At 67.2% G+C, this 16,415-nt stretch carries 17 protein-coding genes and 1 pseudogene; 3 read left to right on the top strand and 15 right to left on the bottom strand.

Going from position 1 to position 16,415, the window contains the following annotated elements:
• Positions 1-541 (bottom strand): hypothetical protein (locus MRY84_RS02820; protein ID WP_291504241.1); only part of this gene is annotated, 541 nt, incomplete at its 3' end.
• 30 nt (positions 542-571) lie between these two features.
• Between MRY84_RS02820 and MRY84_RS02815 the strand changes: the two genes are divergently transcribed.
• Entirely contained in the window at positions 572-1,039 is a 468-nt protein-coding gene (locus MRY84_RS02815) for a DUF2231 domain-containing protein (RefSeq protein ID WP_291504240.1), read from the top strand.
• Positions 1,040-1,110: 71 nt separating this feature from the next.
• Here MRY84_RS02815 and MRY84_RS02810 read toward each other — a convergent pair whose 3' ends face one another.
• A complete protein-coding gene (locus tag MRY84_RS02810) occupies positions 1,111-1,530 on the bottom strand; it encodes a CopD family protein (RefSeq protein ID WP_291504239.1) in 420 nt (139 codons plus the stop codon).
• A 284-nt stretch (positions 1,531-1,814) separates the two neighbouring features.
• On the bottom strand, positions 1,815-2,474 hold the full coding sequence (locus tag MRY84_RS02805; protein WP_291504238.1) for an NAD(P)H-dependent oxidoreductase: 660 nt from the start codon (positions 2,472-2,474) through the stop codon (positions 1,815-1,817).
• 289 nt (positions 2,475-2,763) lie between these two features.
• Between MRY84_RS02805 and MRY84_RS02800 the strand changes: the two genes are divergently transcribed.
• The gene (locus MRY84_RS02800; protein WP_291504237.1) at positions 2,764-5,004 is read left to right on the top strand and encodes an ATP-binding protein; all 2,241 of its coding nucleotides are present in this window, start codon (positions 2,764-2,766) and stop codon (positions 5,002-5,004) included.
• On the top strand, positions 4,994-5,695 hold the full coding sequence (locus tag MRY84_RS02795) for an RluA family pseudouridine synthase (protein WP_291504236.1): 702 nt from the start codon (positions 4,994-4,996) through the stop codon (positions 5,693-5,695). Before MRY84_RS02800 ends, MRY84_RS02795 begins: the two co-directional genes overlap by 11 nt.
• 159 nt (positions 5,696-5,854) lie before the next feature.
• Here the strand turns inward: MRY84_RS02795 and MRY84_RS02790 are convergent, their stop codons facing one another.
• The 12 genes and pseudogenes from MRY84_RS02790 to MRY84_RS02735 form a co-directional block, all read right to left on the bottom strand.
• The gene (locus MRY84_RS02790) at positions 5,855-6,415 is read right to left on the bottom strand and encodes a methylated-DNA--[protein]-cysteine S-methyltransferase (RefSeq protein WP_291504235.1); all 561 of its coding nucleotides are present in this window, start codon (positions 6,413-6,415) and stop codon (positions 5,855-5,857) included.
• 111 nt (positions 6,416-6,526) lie between these two features.
• Complete coding sequence (locus MRY84_RS02785; RefSeq protein WP_142146466.1) at positions 6,527-7,432, bottom strand: SDR family oxidoreductase; 906 nt, start codon at positions 7,430-7,432, stop codon at positions 6,527-6,529.
• Between the two features lie 217 nt (positions 7,433-7,649).
• Positions 7,650-8,585, bottom strand: a complete 936-nt coding sequence (locus tag MRY84_RS02780) for a glutathione S-transferase family protein (protein WP_291504234.1) — start codon at positions 8,583-8,585, stop codon at positions 7,650-7,652.
• A gap of 21 nt (positions 8,586-8,606) precedes the next feature.
• On the bottom strand, positions 8,607-10,283 hold the full coding sequence (locus tag MRY84_RS02775) for an isovaleryl-CoA dehydrogenase (RefSeq protein ID WP_291504233.1): 1,677 nt from the start codon (positions 10,281-10,283) through the stop codon (positions 8,607-8,609).
• Between the two features lie 36 nt (positions 10,284-10,319).
• Entirely contained in the window at positions 10,320-10,772 is a 453-nt protein-coding gene (locus MRY84_RS02770; protein WP_291504232.1) for a GNAT family N-acetyltransferase, read from the bottom strand.
• A complete protein-coding gene (locus MRY84_RS02765; protein ID WP_291504231.1) occupies positions 10,772-11,788 on the bottom strand; it encodes an NADP-dependent oxidoreductase in 1,017 nt (338 codons plus the stop codon). Before MRY84_RS02765 ends, MRY84_RS02770 begins: the two co-directional genes overlap by 1 nt.
• Before the next feature lie 91 nt (positions 11,789-11,879).
• Positions 11,880-12,311 (bottom strand): PaaI family thioesterase, encoded by a 432-nt coding sequence (locus tag MRY84_RS02760; RefSeq protein ID WP_291504230.1) that lies wholly within the window; start codon positions 12,309-12,311, stop codon positions 11,880-11,882.
• A 152-nt stretch (positions 12,312-12,463) separates the two neighbouring features.
• Positions 12,464-13,255: an SDR family oxidoreductase gene (locus MRY84_RS02755; protein ID WP_291504229.1), complete on the bottom strand. Its 792-nt coding sequence runs from the start codon at positions 13,253-13,255 to the stop codon at positions 12,464-12,466.
• A gap of 171 nt (positions 13,256-13,426) precedes the next feature.
• Positions 13,427-13,639, bottom strand: a complete 213-nt coding sequence (locus MRY84_RS02750) for a hypothetical protein (RefSeq protein WP_291504228.1) — start codon at positions 13,637-13,639, stop codon at positions 13,427-13,429.
• Positions 13,639-15,492, bottom strand: a complete 1,854-nt coding sequence (locus tag MRY84_RS02745; protein ID WP_291504227.1) for an acyl-CoA dehydrogenase — start codon at positions 15,490-15,492, stop codon at positions 13,639-13,641. The genes MRY84_RS02750 and MRY84_RS02745 overlap by 1 nt, the downstream gene beginning before the upstream one ends.
• A 47-nt stretch (positions 15,493-15,539) precedes the next feature.
• Entirely contained in the window at positions 15,540-16,013 is a 474-nt protein-coding gene (locus MRY84_RS02740) for a hypothetical protein (RefSeq protein ID WP_291504226.1), read from the bottom strand.
• A gap of 241 nt (positions 16,014-16,254) precedes the next feature.
• Positions 16,255-16,415, bottom strand: a pseudogene (locus MRY84_RS02735) (acetyl-CoA C-acyltransferase); the annotation flags it as partial.

Here is a 16,415-nt window from a genome sequence, read left to right as displayed (position 1 = left end):
CCACGGGCGTGCGTCCGGGGATGGCGTCGAGCTTGCCGCCCAGTCGGGGAACCCAGAAAGAATGGATCACGTCACGGCTGCCCGTGCGGAAATCCACTGGCCGCCCCACGGGCACGCGCACCTCATCGCGCAGGCGGACACCGGTGCCGGGGTAATGCACCTCCCACCACCACTGGTGGCCCGTGATCTCCACGCGTAGCGGTGCCGCCGTGCCAGAGGCCGCACCAGGAAGGGGCAACTGGTGCACGCCAGCACCCGAGCCCCAGGCCAGCAGCGCGGCAATGCACACCGACGGCAGCGCGATGCCGCCACCCACGATCCACCACTGGCCGGCGGGGGTGTCCTCGCCGGCCAGCACCGGGGGATCGCGCAAGAGCGTATTGCCGGGGGCCCGCCGCATGGCCGCCAGCCACACCGCCACCACCGCTACCAGCACCACCAAGGCCACGGCCAGCATCCCCCACCACACCATGGCGATCGCGCGGGCCGAGGGCCCTGCCGGGTCCAGCGCGGACAAAGGGCCTTTGCAGGCACTGAGCATCCACGGCGCCAAGCAAGGCAGAATGAACGCATGCCAGCGCCAGCGCCCGATCCCATCCTCAGCCGAGCGTCCATTGCGGGCCATCCCCTGCATCCGATGATGATCCACTTCCCCGTGGCGGCGCTGATCGCGCTGGTGGGCAGCGATGCAGCGTTCGTGCACAGTGGGGACCCATTCTGGGCGCGGGCCGGCGTATGGCTGGCTGGCGTTGGTGCTCTGGGAGGCTGGGGTGCCAGCCTGGCCGGGCTGGTGGATCTGCTCACGGTGGGGCGTGTGCGCCGCCTGATCACTGCCTGGGGCCACGCGCTTATCGCGGTGATGATGCTGTCGCTCGCCACGTTCAACTGGACGCTGCGCCTGGGCCCCGAGCCTGGGGCCCTGGTCTGGCCTTGGGGGATGGGCATTTCGGTAGTGACCGCCGCGTTCATCGGCCTGGCTGCCTACCTGGGCGGCCGCCTGGTCTACGAGCACGCTGTGGGGGTGGACACCAGCGCATAGCCCCGCCTGGCCACACGCTGCGGCGAGCACATCCGCCGCTTCGTCCGCGGCCTGGGCAGTCAGCAGCGCCGTCACGACGGCTTCCCCAGCACCAGCCACGCAATGGCCAGCACGGCCGCCATGGCCGTGGCGCCCACGGCACAGCACAGCCCTTTCAGGCCCTGCGCCTGGGCACGCTCGACGCGCAGGATCAGCAGCCCGCAGGATGCATGGGCCAGAACGAGCAACCCCACGGTGGCGAGCTTCGCCATCAGCCAGAGCGTCAGAGGCCCGTAAAACACAAAAATGGCCGTGCCCGAAGCAATGGCCACCAGCGCCGCGGGCGTTGCAATCAGGGTGAACAACCACCGCAACAGCTGCCGCTGGCTGGCTGCGTAGACCGCCGCCGCCCGTGGACCATCGGCAGCAGAGGCAATCGACGCGGGCAGGTACAGCAGCGCCCCGCACCACAGGATGACGGCCGTGATGTGCAGCAGCTTGAGCCACGGCATGGCTCGGCCTCAGGGGCGGTCGCCGAATGGCTGCGCCACGGTACAAGGCGGCAGCGGGCGCGGAAGCAAAGGACGGCGTGAAAGTTGGTTCACGGAGGGGGCTGTTCGCGTGGGGCAGGATATGCGTTGCGCAAGCCAGGATGGCAAGGCACAACGATCATAAGCACGCCCCTGCCCCGAGCCCTGCATCTGGCGAAGTCGTCTTACACCACGGGTACTTCGGCCACGCGACCCGGCCGGCGCGCGAGTCCTGCTGCAGACCCGCGGCGCCAGGCATCAAAGCATCAGACCACGGTCACGAACTGCTCGCGCGGGCGGCGCACCTTCTTGAGGCCCAGCAGCCAGTCGCCTTCCTCGGCGCGGTAGCCCAACGGCAGGATGGCCACGCTGCGCAGGCCCCGTGCATGCAGGCCCAGGATTTCGTCCAGGGCAGCAGGCTCAAAGCCTTCCATGGGGGTGGAATCCACCTGCTCAAAGGCGGCAGCAATCAGGGCCGTGCTCATGCCGATGTAAGCCTGGCGGGCCGCGTGCTGAAAATTAACCTCGGCGTCCCGTTGGGGGTAGCTGGACAGCAGCATCTGGCGGTAGTTCTCCCAACCCTCGTTCTTGAAGCCGCGCTGCTCGTTTGTCAGGTCAAACATCTGGTTGATGCGCTCGGGGGTGTAGTTGTCCCAGGCGGCGAACACCAGCAGGTGCGAGCCATCGGTGATCTGCGCCTGGTTCCAGGCGATGGCGCGGATGCGCTCGCGCACGGCAGGGTCCGTGACCACGACGATCTCGAACGGCTGCAGCCCGCTGGACGTGGGCGCCAGGCGCGCTGCTTCAAGGATGCGCTCGACCTTGTCCTCAGGCACCGCCTTGGCGGGATCCATCTTCTTGGTGGCGTAGCGCCATTGCAGTGTGTTCAGCAGAGGTTGGGCAGCAGTGTTCTCGGTAGTGTTCATGGTAAAAATCCTGAATGGCAACGCGCCCTTTCCACCGGATTGGCCGAAACAGGGCGCGATGGTGGGACTGTAGAGAGCGCTGGTGCATTCGGTAAGCACCGCCGCCGAAAAGGATTGTTCGCAATTGATCAACAATCCGCCCTGCTCTGCGGTACGGCGGGCGCAAAGCCCGCCAGGGGGCAAGGTTTGCGGCCTGCGGGCGTACACTGGCGGCCATGCTTCCAGGCCCCCTCTGCCTTGCGCGGCGCCAACTTGCCCCCCGCGCGCTTCCCGGCGGCCGCATCCTTCCATGAGTGAACCCGATCTTTCGTTTCTGGACCCCGACGGTCGGCAGCAGCCCCTCCCCGCTGAGCCCGCCCCGCCGCCAAGGGTTCAGGGCCATGCACCGGCCGGCTCGGCAGAAAGCCTGGTCGCCGAACTGCGCGCCTACCAGGCCGAGCTGGAAAGCCAGAACAAGGTGCTGCGCTACAGCCAGACAGTGGCCGAAAGTGCCTATGAGCGCTTCGAGACCCTGTTTGCCAGCGTGCCCCTGGCGCTCATGGTCGTGGACGAGCACGACTTGGTGGTGCAAGCCAACTCGATGGCCCACCGCTCGTTCCAGCCCACCGAGCGCGACCGCCCCCTCAGCGCGCTGATGCCCTTCGTTCATGAACAGGATGCCGCGCGCGTGCGCGAGGCCTTTGCGCTGGCGCGGGACCTGGGGCGCAGCGAGGTCAAGGAAGTGCTCTTCTCCATCAATGAAGACACCCGGATCACCGGCGACCTGCACATCGCGCACATCGAGGCCCCGCAGGCCAGCGGGCCGCCGTTGCCCCAGTTCCTGTGCGCCGTGATCGACCAGGGGCCGCTATTGGCGGAGCGCCAGGCGCTGCAGCACAGTGCGGTCACGCTGCAGCAGCGCAACGAGCAGATCCGCGCCAGCGAAAAGCGGCTGGAGGCTGTCATCAACTCCGCGCTCGACGCCATCATCTGCGTGGACCAGAACCGGCGCATCACCGTGTTCAACCCCACTGCCGCCGCGTTGTTCCAGTGCAGCGCGAGCGACGCGCTGGGCAGCACGCTCGACCGGTTCCTGCCTGACGCAGGACAGGCCCTGGCATTTGCCCAGCTCACCACACAGGCCATGCTGGGCGAGATGACGGCGCTGACGGCCGGGGGCAAGGAACTGGCGGTGGAAGTGAGCGTCTCGTTTGAGCGCCATGCCGACGGCGAAACCACCACCGTCTTCGCCCGCGACCTGACTGGCCGCAAGAAGGCCGAGGCCCATCGCACCGAGCTGGAGGCCCAGTTGCGCGAGTCCCACAAGATGCAGGCCGTAGGGACCATGGCGGGCGGCATCGCGCACGATTTCAACAACATCCTGGGCGCCATCCTGGGCAACGTCGAACTCGCCAAGGCCGATTGCGTGCCGGGCTCGCCCGTGCTGGAGAGCCTGCTGGAGATCGACAAGGCCGGCCGCCGCGCGCGCGACCTGGTGCGCCAGATCCTCACCTTCAGCCGCAACGAGCCGCCGCAACGCACGGCTGTTTCGCTGGCAGACGTGGCGCACGACACCGAACGCCTGCTGCGGGTGACCCTTCCCCCCGCGATCGAATTGCACATGCAGTTGCAGGCCGGCCTGCCCCCCGTGCTGGCCGATGCCACCCAGGTCGAGCAGGCCCTGCTCAACCTCTGCACCAACGCCGTCCATGCCATCGGCTCGGAGCGCGGCAGCATCCACGTCGAGGCGGCCACCGTGCAGCCCGACCAGCGCCTCTCCGAACGGCTGGGCTTGGCGCCCATCGACTACGTGGCGCTGACCGTGCGCGACAGCGGGCCCGGCATGGATCCGGCGACGCTGGAGCGCATCTTCGAGCCGTTCTTCACAACCAAGCCGGTAGGCCAGGGCACGGGGCTGGGGCTGGCCGTCGTCCATGGCGTGATGCGCACCCACGAAGGCGGCGTGGACGTTCAGAGCGCACCCGGCCAGGGCAGCCGCTTCACGCTGTATTTCCCTGTCGCGCCCGCAGCGGCAGGCACCTTCACGGCCGCAGCGGTACCCGTGAGATCTGCGGCATCGCCGCCGGATGCGCCACCGCCTCAGGCCTCTCCGGCCCAGCCCTCCACGGTCTCCGCGGTCGCCGAGGCCAGTGCCAGCGTCGTTCCCCCCAAGAAGCACCATGTGATGTACGTGGACGACGACGAGGCACTGGTGTTCCTCGTGCAGCGCCTGTTGCGCCGCCGAGGCTACGAAGTGAGCGGCTTTACCGATCCGCACCAAGCCACGGCCGCGCTGCGCGAGGCGCCCCACGCGTACGACCTGCTCGTGACCGACTACAACATGCCCGGCTTCTGCGGCGTGGACCTGGTGCGTGAGGCCCGTCTGATCCGGCCCGGCCTCCCCGTTGCGCTGGCATCGGGCTATGTCACGGCCGAGATCGAACAGGCCGCCCTGACCGAGGGCGCGCGCGCCCTGATCCACAAGCCGAACGACGTGGAAGAACTCTGCGCCACGGTGCAGCGGCTGGTGGCTGGCGACGATGCAGCCTGAAGGGCCCCGTGGCGATGTGCAGGCGGTGTACGAAGATGCCGACCTGCTGGTGCTCTGCAAACCCGCGGGGCTGCTGTGCGTGCCGGGCCGTGGGCCGGACAAGCAGGACTGCCTGAGCGCCCGCGCGCAACAGCGCTGGCCCGGCGCGTTGGTGGTGCACCGGCTGGACCAGGCCACCTCCGGCTTGGTGCTGATGGCAAGGCACGTTGACGCGCAGCGCCTGTTGAGCCACGCGTTTGCGGAACGCCAGGTGCACAAGCGCTACGTGGCGGTGGTGCATGGCCGGCTCGAAGGCAGCGTGCCAGCAGGAGACGGCGAGCACGGTGAAACCGGCGATGGTGGCAGTGCCTGGAACGATATCCACCTGCCCATCGCCGCCGACTGGGCTCGCAGGCCGCTGCGCGTGATCGACCCCGCCAGCGGCAAGCCCAGCCACACCCGGTGGCGCGCGCTGGGCTACAACGCCGCGGCGCACACGACCCGGGTGGCGCTGGAACCCATCACCGGCCGAACCCACCAGCTGCGGGTGCACCTGGCGGCCATGGGCCACGCCATCCTGGGCGACACGTTGTATGCCGATGTGGCGGTGCAAGCCCTGTCGCCCCGCCTGCTGCTGCACGCCTGCCAGTTGGCGTTCAACCACCCGGTCTCCGGCGAACCACTGCGGCTCGAAATGCCGCCCGGTTTCTAGCAACTGTTCAGGGGGTGCGCAGCCAAGCCCCTGCTGCGCGGCGTGCGGCTGCCGACGCAGGAAGTATTGGATCAAATCGGGCTCCAGCGCTCTTCCATCCAGCGCGACCAGCTATTGAATTAATAGCAAAATGCCGCGACGCAATTCACACCGGTTCTGTCAAAAAAGCGGCAACGTTCCGCCCGGGCAAGCCCCTTCGATCTGCAGCATGCGCAGCTTGGTGGCCGCGCCACCTTCGGCCGAGAAGCCGCCCGGCCTATCGCCTGCCGCCAGTACCCGGTGGCAGGGCACCACCGGCGCAAACGGATTCATCCCCAGCGCCTGCCCCACCGCACGGGCGAGCCCGAGGCCGCCCAGTTGCTGCGCCAGCTCGCCATAGGTGCGTGTGCGGCCCGGCGGAATGGCACGCGCAATGGCGTACACCTGCTGATGGAAGGGGGAAATGCGCGACATATCGAGCGGCACTTCGCGCAGGTCGCGAGGCTCGCCCGCCAACAGGGCCTGAATGCCAGTGATCGCACTGCACACATACGGGGGCGGGTCGCCCGTGCCCTGGCACAGCGGCAGACCACGCAGCACGCGCGCACGCGTGGCGGCAGCATCCCGCTCGGGCAGTTGCACTGCCACGATGCCACCCGTCCCCCAGGCCACGCCGCAGGTGCCCAGGGCCGTTTCAAACAGCAGATGGCCCGGGTCCGCAGGGGTGTTGCGGGCCGGCAAGGATGCGTCTTCAGGCAGGTGCACCGCTACTCAATTGATAGCTGTTTGCGCTGGACGAAAAAGCGTTCCGAGCGAATTTGCCTTCCCATTTTTCAGGCAGCTGCCCGCCCATCAATCGGCCCGCAGCGCGGCCCGCAGTTGCGCGCCTACCTCGGGCTTGCCAGCGAACGGATCGGTGGGGTTGCGGCCGAGCATGATGTCCTCCATCCGCGTCTGCACCGATGCGATGGCCTTGGGGTGGCTGTAGATGTAGAACTGGCCCTGGGCTGCGGCGTCAAACACCTTCTGCGCCACCTCGGCCGCCGTGACCTTGCCGCTCGTCACAGCCTTGTCGCTCATGGCCTGGCCGATGAGCTGGCTCTTGGTGGGCTTGTCGGCCGGCATGTCCTGCGGGCGGTTGCGGTGGCTCTGGTGGATGCCGGTGGGCACAAAGAAGGGGCACAGCACGCTCGCGCCGATCTGGTCGGTGACCAGCGACAGGTCCTGGTACAGCGTCTCCGACAGGCTGACCACCGCGTGCTTGCTCACGTTGTAGATGCCCATGTTGGGTGCGTCCACCAGCCCCGCCATGCTGGCGGTGTTGACGATGTGGCCGCGCCAGGCGGGGTCTGCCTTGGCGGCGGCCAGCATCATCGGCGTGAACAGGCGCACGCCATGCACCACGCCCCAGAGGTTCACGCCCAGCACCCATTCCCAGTCCTTGACCGAGTTCTCCCACACCAAGCCACCCGCGCCCACGCCGGCGTTGTTGAACACCAGGTGGGGCGCGCCAAAGCGCTGCTGCACGTCCGCGGCCAGCTGCTCCATCTGGGCGGCGTTCGAAACGTCCACCTTGCGTGCCAGGACCTGCGCGCCTGCGGCCTGCATCTCGGCCGTGGCGGCGTCCAGCGCGTCCTGCTGCACGTCCACCAGCACCAGGTTCATGCCCAGGCGTGCGCCGATGCGTGCGCATTCGAGGCCAAAGCCCGAGCCTGCGCCAGTGAGTACGGCGGTCTTGCCGGCGAAGTTGTCGATCATGTCGTGTCTCCTAAAGGTAGTGATGGTTTTTGGTGTGGGGGGCCGATACCAGGCGCGCTTTTTTTGACCCCGAGTCGTTCGGTCTGAACTTGTCGACGGGCTTGCCTGCGCCGGGACCTGGATTCGACAGGCTCAGCCCGAACGGTCGGGAGTGGCTTGCAGGTGCGGCGTGATCCAACGGTCCGTGAAACGTGCAGTGGCGTGGATGGTGCGCCTTTCAGGACGCCACGGCCCTCAAGACATAGCCGATACGGGGAAAGTGCACATGCACCGTTCCCGCGCGCGGATCGGTACGCCGCAGCGTATAGCGGGTGCGCGTGGCGGCGATCAGATCGCCTTCGGTGGGTTCGGTGCCAAAGCTCTCGGCGGCAATGATGACGCGCGTACCGAGGGGGATACTGTGCTCGTCCTGGAACACGTCGTCCGCCAGCGGCAGCGGGTCCATGCCTGCGGCCACGGTGATGGCGTCTTGCGCGCTGAACTTTTCCATGCGGCCATGCCCGAGCGCGGCGATGCGGTCCATCCACTCCAGCACCGCCGGGGTGTTGGTGAAGATGTCCATCATCACCGGCACGCACTGGCGCGTGAACCACAGCGGGTGGTAGGCGGCAAAGTCGGCCAGGCACGCCTCGGCGCCGAACAGGTAGTCGTGCTCTTCCACCATGTTGGCGATGCGGCGCAGGTACGAACGGTAGGCGGCCGTGGCGTCTGCCGGGCGAAGCCGGTGCATTCCGGTGCTCATGGCGCGGCGGTCTTCGCCAAAGGCCTGGGCGGCAGAAGGCGGCAGGTTGGCAAACAGCACGGCCGCGCCCTTGGGCTGCAGGTTGTAGGCCATGGCGGCCCAGAACAGCGTGGTGTCGGCCCACTGCGCAAACACACGGGCCACGCCCTTCAAGTGCGGTGGGTAGAGCACAGGCTCGGGCTGCTCGTGCTCCAGCACGTCGCAGATCAGGGCCGAGTCGCAGTAGATGTCGGCGCCGATCTGCAGGAACGGCGTCTTGCGGTAGCCGCCCGTGAGCGCCACCACATCGGGCTTGGGCATGACGCTGGGGATGATCACGGACTTCCAGGCCAGTTGCTTGAAGCCCAGCACGGCGCGGATCTTTTCAGAAAAGGGCGATGAAGGGTAGTGGTGCAGGATGAGGTGGGACATGGGGGTCTCCGCAAAGAGGTATCAGGCCGGCAGCGCGCGTGAGAGCAAGGCATCCAGATCGACGCCCGCTCCCAGGGTGCCAAAGCTGTAGCCCCAGTCGCCGCCCAACCGCGAACTGCAAAACGCGCCAAACACAGCGCTGGGCGCACTGCGGTACAGCAGCGCCGCCTGCACGGCCAGGGCCACGTCCTGCGCGAGGCGCCGGGCTTCGGCTTCCGTCGTCATGGCGTCCACCCGCAGGGGCAGTGCGCTGGCCAGGCGGTCCAGCGCCGGGTGGGCGCCGCGTGCGGGCGCCAGTTCATCGGCCAGTGCGGCGGCCGTATCGGCGCGGCGCACGGCGCGCAGCAGGTCCAGCGCCATGATGTTGCCCGCGCCCTCCCAGATGGAGTTGAGCGGCATTTCGCGGTAGATGCGGGCCATCACCCCCTCGCCGCCCTCTTCCACGTAGCCATTGCCGCCCAGGCATTCCATGGCTTCCTGCGCAAACACGCTGCCGCGCTTGCACACCCAGAACTTGGCCACGGGCGTGAGCAGGCGGGCCATCACGGCTTCGTGCTCGCCCTTGTCCTTGCGGTCAAACGCGCTGGCGAGCCGGATGGACAACGCGGTAGCCGCTTCACTTTCAAGCGCAAGATCGGCCAGCACGTTGCGCATCAGCGGCTGCTCGATGAGCTTCTTGCCAAAGGCCGAGCGCTGGCGCGTGTGGTGCAGCGCAATGCTGAGGGCCTGGCGCATGAGCCCGCTGGTGCCCAGAGCGCAATCGAGCCGCGTCATCGTGCCCATCTCCAGTATCTGCGCCACGCCGCGGCCCTCGTCGCCCACGCGCCAGGCCATCGCATCGATGAACTCGACCTCGGAGCTGGCGTTGGCGTGATTGCCCAGCTTGTCCTTCAGGCGCTGGATGCGGATGGTGTTGAGCGCACCCTCGCCTCCATCCGGCAGCACGCGCGGCAGGAAGAAGCAGGTGAGCCCGCCGGGTGCCTGCGCCAGCACCAGGAAGGCATCGCACATCGGCGCCGAGAAGAACCACTTGTGGCCGGTGAGCCGGTAGCGCGCCCCCCAGGCGTCCTCGCCGTCCTCCACCGCTTGCGTGGTGTTGGCGCGCACGTCCGATCCGCCCTGCTTCTCGGTCATGCCCATGCCCATGGTGAGCGCGGATTTCTGCGAAAACAGCGCCAGGCGCGGGTCGTATTGCGTGCCCATGAGGCCCGCGCTCCAGTCAGCCCAGACGGCAGCGTTGCCCCGCAAGGCGGGCGTGACGGCGTAGCTCATCGACACGGGGCAGAGGATGGACGGCTCGGCCTCGGTGAACAGCATGAAGCCCGCCGCGCGCTCCACATGCGCGTGGCCCGTGCCCTGCCGCGACCATGGCGTGGCGTGCAGGCCGTGGCGCAGGGCAGCGCTCATCAGCGCGTGGTAGCTGGGGTGGAACTCGACCACGTCCGTGCGGTGGCCAAAGCGGTCGTGCGTGCGCAGCTGCGGCTTGTGCGTGTTGGCAAGCCGCGCATGCGTCTGCATTTCGGCCGAGCCCATCTCGGCGCCCAAGGCTGCGAGGCTTGCCAGCGGCAGCCCGGGCGCCTGCAGGCGCAAGGCGTCCTGCAGCGGCTGGTTGGAGGTGAACAGGTTCACGTCCGCCCAGGGCGTGCTCTGGTTGAAGACGTCATGGGTACGCGCCAGGGTGGCGGTGGGCAGGTTCATGTCGGCTCCTTCACGGGGGGCGAATGACGCGCAGATTCAGCCCGCGCGCCTCAGCATCTCAATGTGGGGAATATCGTCTTCCAGGTACTCATCGGATACGGCCTCAAAGCCCAGGCTGCCGTAAAAGCCCCGCAGGTGCGCCTGCGCGCTGATGCGGATGTCCCGGCCCGGCCAGGCCTGGCTGCAGCGGGCAATGCCCTCCTGCATCAGCAACCGACCCGTGCCGTTGCCGCGCGCCTCCTTGGCCGTGACCACACGGCCTATGGAGGGCTCGGCGTAGTTCACGCCTGGGTCCACCACGCGCAGGCAGGCCTGCAGCGCACCATCCTCGCCATAGCCCAGCAGGTGATGCGATTGCTTGTCGGCGCCGTCCGGGTCCTGGTAGGGCCCCTGCTCCAGGATGAACACCTTGCACCGCAAGGCAAGGGCGTCGTGCAGCGCATGCACGCCCAGGTCATCAAAGCGGTTCCAGATCCAGCGCAGTGCCATCAGACCAGCTTCACCAGTTGCTTGCCAAAGTTCTTGCCCTTGAGCAGGCCCAGAAAGGCTTCGGGCGCGGCGGCGATGCCTTGGGCAATGGTTTCGCGCGGGCGCAGCTTGCCCGTACCCACCAGCGTGCCCAGCTCCTTGAGCGCCTCCGGCCACACTTCCATGTGTTCGCTCACGATGAACCCCTCGACCTTCATGCGGTTGATGAGCATGAGTGCCGGGTTGGCCATGGGCAGCGGCGCGCCGTCGTAACCCGCGATCATCCCGCACAGGGCGATGCGGCTGAAGGCGTTCATGCGCAGCATCACGGCGTCCATGATCCAGCCGCCCACATTCTCGAAGTAGCCGTCGATGCCGTTGGGGCAGGCTTCCTTCAGGGCCTTGGACATGGCCTTCACGTCGCTGTGTTCCTTGTAGTCGATGCAGGCGTCAAAGCCCAACTCCTCCACGGCGTACTTGCACTTTTCGGCACCGCCGGCAATGCCCACCGCGCGGCAGCCACGGGCCTTGGCCAGGGCAGCAAATGCGCTGCCCACGGCACCGGTGGCTGCGCTCACCACCACGGTGTCGCCCTCCTTGGGCGCGATGATCTTGACCAGGCCGTACCACGCCGTCACGCCGGGCATGCCCACGGCGCCCAGGTAGTGCGACAGCGGCACGTGGGTCGTATCGACCTTGCGTAGCGCGCCGGGCTGGTCGGCATTGACCACGCTGTACTCCTGCCAGCCGCCCATGCCGACGACCTTGTCGCCCACGGCATATTTGGCGTTGCGGCTTTCCACGACCTCACCCACCGTGCCGCCGATCATCACCTCGCCCAGCGGCTGGCTGGCGGCGTAGCTCTTGCTCTCGTTCATGCGGCCGCGCATGTACGGGTCCAGGCTCAGGTAGTGGTGGCGCACCAGGACTTCCCCGTCTTTGAGCGCAGGCGTGTCGGTGGCGACCAGCTTGAAGTTGCTGGCCACGGCCTCGCCCTGCGGGCGGTTGTCGAGAACGATTTGCTGGTTGCGTGGCATGTGAGGCTCCTTCAAAAACTTTTACTATAAAAACAATAGCTGCTTGCGCTTTCCTATCAAGCGCTAGAGCCCAAAATGGCTCAAATGGTGCTCAGTCGGTGGAAATGACCTGGAGGTCGTTCACATTGCGCCCATCCACCGGCAGACGCTTGACGTACTTGAACGTGCCGGTCGCGTGGCAGCACACCTTGCCCTGCGCGTCGTACACCGTGCCTTCCGTGAAGGCCATGGTGGCGGTGCGATGGATCAGCCGTCCCTTGGCCACCAGCGGTCCGCGCGCGGGCTGCATGAAGCTGGTCTTCATCTCGATGGTGACCACACCCATGTCCGGCGTCACGCTGCGCGCGGCCGTGGCCATGGTCACGTCCAGCAGCGTCATCGACGCTCCGCCGTGCGTCACGGCAAACGAGTTCAGGTGCTCAGGCTTGGCCTCGTAGCGCAGCTCCGACTCGCCACCCTCCATGCGGTGCAGCGCGAAGCCCAAAAGGCTGACAAAGGGGATTTCAACACCGAAACTTTTCAAGGCATTTCCTCAGTACACGAACTTGAAAACTGGCGCGGCCCAAGCCAGGGCAGCCGAGCAAGGGCCGCCCCGCAGCGAGGGCTGCGTCCCCCTTCCCGGCGAAGCCGAGAGAAGGGGGAAGCGGCGCAGCCGCTCAGGGGGTTGTACCCTGCCTACCCTCCAGTAACAATACTGACGCCACCGTCGACCGCCAGCCACTGCCCCGTGATGTGCTTGCCCGCATCCGACGCATACAGCGCGCACAGGCCCTTCAAATCTTCATCATCGCCCAGGCGGCCCAGCGGGGCGTGCGCGGCCAATGCTTCCTCGCCCATGGCCTTGAGCGTGCCCACCGTCATCTTGCTGGGGAAGAAGCCTGGACAGATCGCGTTGACGCGGATGTTGTACTTGCCCCATTCAGCCGCCAGCGCCCGGGTGAAGTTGATCACGGCGCCCTTGGAGGTGTTGTAAGCGATGGTGTTCATGCCCTTGGGGTTGCCGCCCAAGCCGGCGATGGACGCCACGTTGATGATGCTGCCGGCCCGCCGCGCGATCATGCTGTGCTTGGCAATGTGCTGGGAGAGGATGAAGTAGCCGCGCACGTTCAGGTTCATCACCTTGTCCCAGGCGTCCACGGGGTGGTCTTCGGCGGGCGCGCCCCAGGCGGCACCGGCGTTGTTCACCAGGATGTCCACATGGCCCAGGCGCTGCAGGGTTTCATCGGCCAGGCGGCGGATGTCCTCCTCCTTGGCGCAATCGGCGGCGATCCAGCGGGCATCGATGCCCGCGGCCTGGAGGTCCGCCGCGGCCTCTTCCAGATCGGAGGCCTTGCGCGAGCTCAGCAGGACTTTGGCGCCGGCCTCGCCCAGCGCGTGGGCCAGTTGCAGCCCCAGGCCGCGCGAACCGCCGGTGACGAGCGCCGTCTTGCCCGTCAGGTCAAACAGTTGTTGGATGGTGCGTGTCATCGGGATGTCTCCTTGGGTTGTTCGGGATATCGGTGGATCTTCCAAGCCCGGACTGGAACGTTTTCAGCGCCCCAGCTCCGCAGCGGATTTCGTTTCTTCAGCCATTCATTGTGCGGTGCCTCGCTGCCGCATTGTGTCGCCGCCGCGTCGGCCCTGCCACGTGCTGCCGGGTCAGGCGTGAGGGCCTGCCTTGAGACGCGAGCGCACGGCAATCAAGACGACGCCCGCACCCGCCACCACACTCCCGCCCACCATGAGGCTCCAGCCCAGGGCGTCGTCGCCAGCGCGAGCCGTGGCAATGCCCAGGATCAGCGCGATCAGACCGCCATAGACAAGCACCCAGATGAGGGTGTGCAGGCGCTGCAGGGCTTGGGCAGAGGGCATCAGAAGGCGTCTTCCGGCAAGTCGGCGCACGTGGCATCGCGCGTGCTTACCACCTGGAGCCAGGCGCCGATCTTGGGCAGTTCGTAGTGGAAGAAGTAGCGCATCGCGCCCATGCGGCCGACGCTGGCGGGCTGCGCCAGGGCGGAGTCGCCCGCGAGCGTGGCCAGGGCCAGGTCCAGCCACGCCCAGGCCAGCACCGTGTGGCCAAACGCCTGCATGTAGGGCACGGCGTTGGCCAGTGCCTCGGCCGGCTGGCCGGTGGCCCAGGCCGCCTTGGTGGCCGCACCCACCTGCTGCAGGGCAGCACCCAGCGCGTTGGCATGTGCCGCCAGCGCCGGCACCTGGGTCGCGCGCTCGATGGTGGCATTGATGCGCCCGGCCAGCAGTTGCAGGCCGCGGCCGCCTTCCATCAGCACCTTGCGGCCCAGCAGGTCCATGGCCTGGATGCCGTGCGTGCCTTCGTGGATCATGTTCAGGCGGTTGTCGCGCCAGTACTGCTCCACCGGGAAATCGCGCGTATAACCGTAGCCACCATGGATCTGGATGGCCAGCGAATTGGCCTCCAGGCAGAACTCGCTGGGCCAGCTCTTGGCAATGGGCGTAAGCACCTCCAGCAACAGACGGGCCTCGTCGGCCGATGCCGCGTCGCCCGTGTGCTGCTCATCCACCAGCTTGGCACAGAACAGGTTGAGCGCCAGCGCCCCTTCGCCATACGACTTCTGAGCCAGCAGCATGCGCTTGACGTCGGCGTGTTCAATGATGCGCACCTGGGGCTGGGCGGCGTCCTTGATCACCGCCGCTGCGCCGTCTTTCGGCCCCTGTACCGGGCGGCCTTGCGGACGGTTCTTTGCGTAGTCGAGGCTGGCGTAGTAACCGGCCAGGCCCAGCATGGTGGCCGCCATGCCAATGCCGATGCGCGCCTCGTTCATCATGTGGAACATGCAGGCCAGTCCCTTGCCTGGCTGCCCCACCAGGTAGCCCACAGCGCCGGGCTTGCCGTCCACCGGGAACCTGCCCTCGCCAAAATTGAGCAGCGTGTTGGTGGTGCCGCGCCAGCCCAGCTTGTGGTTCAGGCCCGCCAGGGCTACGTCGTTGCGCACACCGGTGAGCTGGCCCTTGGTGTCCACCAGCTTCTTGGGCACGATGAAGAGCGAGATTCCCTTGGTGCCCGGCACCAGCTTGCCGTCCGGCCCGGGGATCTTGGCCAGCACCAGGTGCACGATGTTCTCGGTGAGTTCGTGATCGCCCGAGCTGATCCACATCTTGTTGCCCGTGAGGCGGTAGCGCGGACCCAGCGGGTCGGATTCGAAGTCGGTGCCATCCGGCACGGCACGCGTGGCCACGTCCGACAGCGACGAGCCCGCCTGCGGCTCCGACAGGCACATGGTGCCCGACCAGCGGCCGTTGAACTCATTGAGCGCGAACACCTCTTTCTGCAGCGCCGTGCCGTGCGCCATCAGCAGGTTGGCGTTGCCCGAGGTGAGCAGGTTGGAGCCGATGCTGATGGACGCCACCGCAAAGAAGCTGTTGGCCGCGGCCTCCACGGCATAGGGCAGCTGCATGCCGCCGATATCGTAGTCCTGCGCGGCCGACAGCAGGCCCGATTCCGCATAGGCCTTGCGAGCCTCGTAGGTGGCCTGGGGCAGGATGACCTTCTCGCCGTCGAAGTGCGGCTCTTCGGTGTCCACCGTCCGGTTGAACGGGGCGTACTTCTCGCGTGCAATGCGCTCGCAGGTGTCCAGCACCGCGTCAAAGGTCTCGCGCGAGTGGTCGGCAAAGCGCTCGCGGGCCGTGAGGCCTTCGGCGCCCAGCCAGTCGTACAGCAGGAAGTCGAGCGTGGAACGCAGGGTCATCAGGTCTCCTTGTCGCTGCTGTACGCAGCCCCGAAAGAGTCAGGGCATCAGCGTGCAGGCAGCACGATGTTCTTGAAACACCAGAACTCCAGGTCCGAATCGGGCTTGGGCTGGCAATTGGCCTCTCCCAGCTGCAGGCGCGTGGCGCCTGCGGGAAGGGGCGGGAAAGTGATCTTCAGAAACTTGGTGCGCCCGGGCTTGACCACATCCATCTTCACATTGCACAACGACAGCCCGCTGATGGACTGCTGCGGCAGCACAGTGCCGCCGGCCAGGTCCTTCAGCGTGAACGCGTCGGCCGATCCGGTGGGCTGGGCGCAGGCCTCGAACGAATCACTCGTGCTGTTCTTCACGGCCAGCGTCACGCGGGTCTGCTTGGCATCGAGCACGATCTCCTGCAGCACCACATCCGGGTCGGACTCCAGGGGCAGCTGGAGCTTGAAGCTCTGGGCATGGGCACTGCAGGCCGCAGTGACGATGGGCAGAGCGGCGAAAAGGCGAAAGAAGGACGTGCAACGCATGAAGAAATCGTTCTTGGAAAGGGGAAGGAAATGGAGCCCCGATCAGGCTCCGCGCGGGCCAGCGGCCGCGGCGGATTCTGCCGCCGCTCGCGCCGCCCCAGCCGCTCGCGGAAACCCACAAAGCAACAATTTGTAGCCTTGCTCCCTTCTCATCCCTCTCACGGAGTGCGCTACCTCGCCATCGCGATGGCCCGGCAGGGCGGCGGGCGACCACAGGCGCCCTGCAGCCCTGCCACAGCGGTCAGAACACTTCGAAGATGCCCGCAGCACCCATGCCGCCGCCGATGCACATGGTCACGCACACCTTCTTGGCGCCGCGGCGCTTGCCTTCGATGAGTGCATGGCCCGTGAGGCGCTGGCCCGACACACCGTAGGGGTGGCCGAGGGCAATCGCGCCGCCGT

The sequence above is a fragment of the Acidovorax sp. genome, from assembly GCF_022763525.1.
Lineage (GTDB): Bacteria > Pseudomonadota > Gammaproteobacteria > Burkholderiales > Burkholderiaceae_C > Acidovorax.
This window is presented reverse-complemented; position numbering and strand designations above follow the sequence as displayed.

Bases quoted from the DNA above. Each gene is read 5' to 3' on its own strand.
- MRY84_RS02785 (WP_142146466.1), bottom strand. From the start codon at position 7,432: ATGATCGACAACTTCGCCGGCAAGACCGCCGTACTCACTGGCGCAGGC.
- MRY84_RS02765 (WP_291504231.1), bottom strand. From the start codon at position 11,788: ATGCCACGCAACCAGCAAATCGTTCTCGACAACCGCCCGCAGGGCGAG.
- MRY84_RS02770 (WP_291504232.1), bottom strand. From the start codon at position 10,772: ATGGCACTGCGCTGGATCTGGAACCGCTTTGATGACCTGGGCGTGCAT.
- MRY84_RS02750 (WP_291504228.1), bottom strand. From the start codon at position 13,639: ATGCCCTCTGCCCAAGCCCTGCAGCGCCTGCACACCCTCATCTGGGTG.
- MRY84_RS02745 (WP_291504227.1), bottom strand. From the start codon at position 15,492: ATGACCCTGCGTTCCACGCTCGACTTCCTGCTGTACGACTGGCTGGGC.
- MRY84_RS02795 (WP_291504236.1), top strand. From the start codon at position 4,994: ATGCAGCCTGAAGGGCCCCGTGGCGATGTGCAGGCGGTGTACGAAGAT.
- MRY84_RS02755 (WP_291504229.1), bottom strand. From the start codon at position 13,255: ATGACACGCACCATCCAACAACTGTTTGACCTGACGGGCAAGACGGCG.
- MRY84_RS02740 (WP_291504226.1), bottom strand. From the start codon at position 16,013: ATGCGTTGCACGTCCTTCTTTCGCCTTTTCGCCGCTCTGCCCATCGTC.
- MRY84_RS02775 (WP_291504233.1), bottom strand. From the start codon at position 10,283: ATGAACCTGCCCACCGCCACCCTGGCGCGTACCCATGACGTCTTCAAC.
- MRY84_RS02810 (WP_291504239.1), bottom strand. From the start codon at position 1,530: ATGCCGTGGCTCAAGCTGCTGCACATCACGGCCGTCATCCTGTGGTGC.
- MRY84_RS02800 (WP_291504237.1), top strand. From the start codon at position 2,764: ATGAGTGAACCCGATCTTTCGTTTCTGGACCCCGACGGTCGGCAGCAG.
- MRY84_RS02780 (WP_291504234.1), bottom strand. From the start codon at position 8,585: ATGTCCCACCTCATCCTGCACCACTACCCTTCATCGCCCTTTTCTGAA.
- MRY84_RS02805 (WP_291504238.1), bottom strand. From the start codon at position 2,474: ATGAACACTACCGAGAACACTGCTGCCCAACCTCTGCTGAACACACTG.
- MRY84_RS02815 (WP_291504240.1), top strand. From the start codon at position 572: ATGCCAGCGCCAGCGCCCGATCCCATCCTCAGCCGAGCGTCCATTGCG.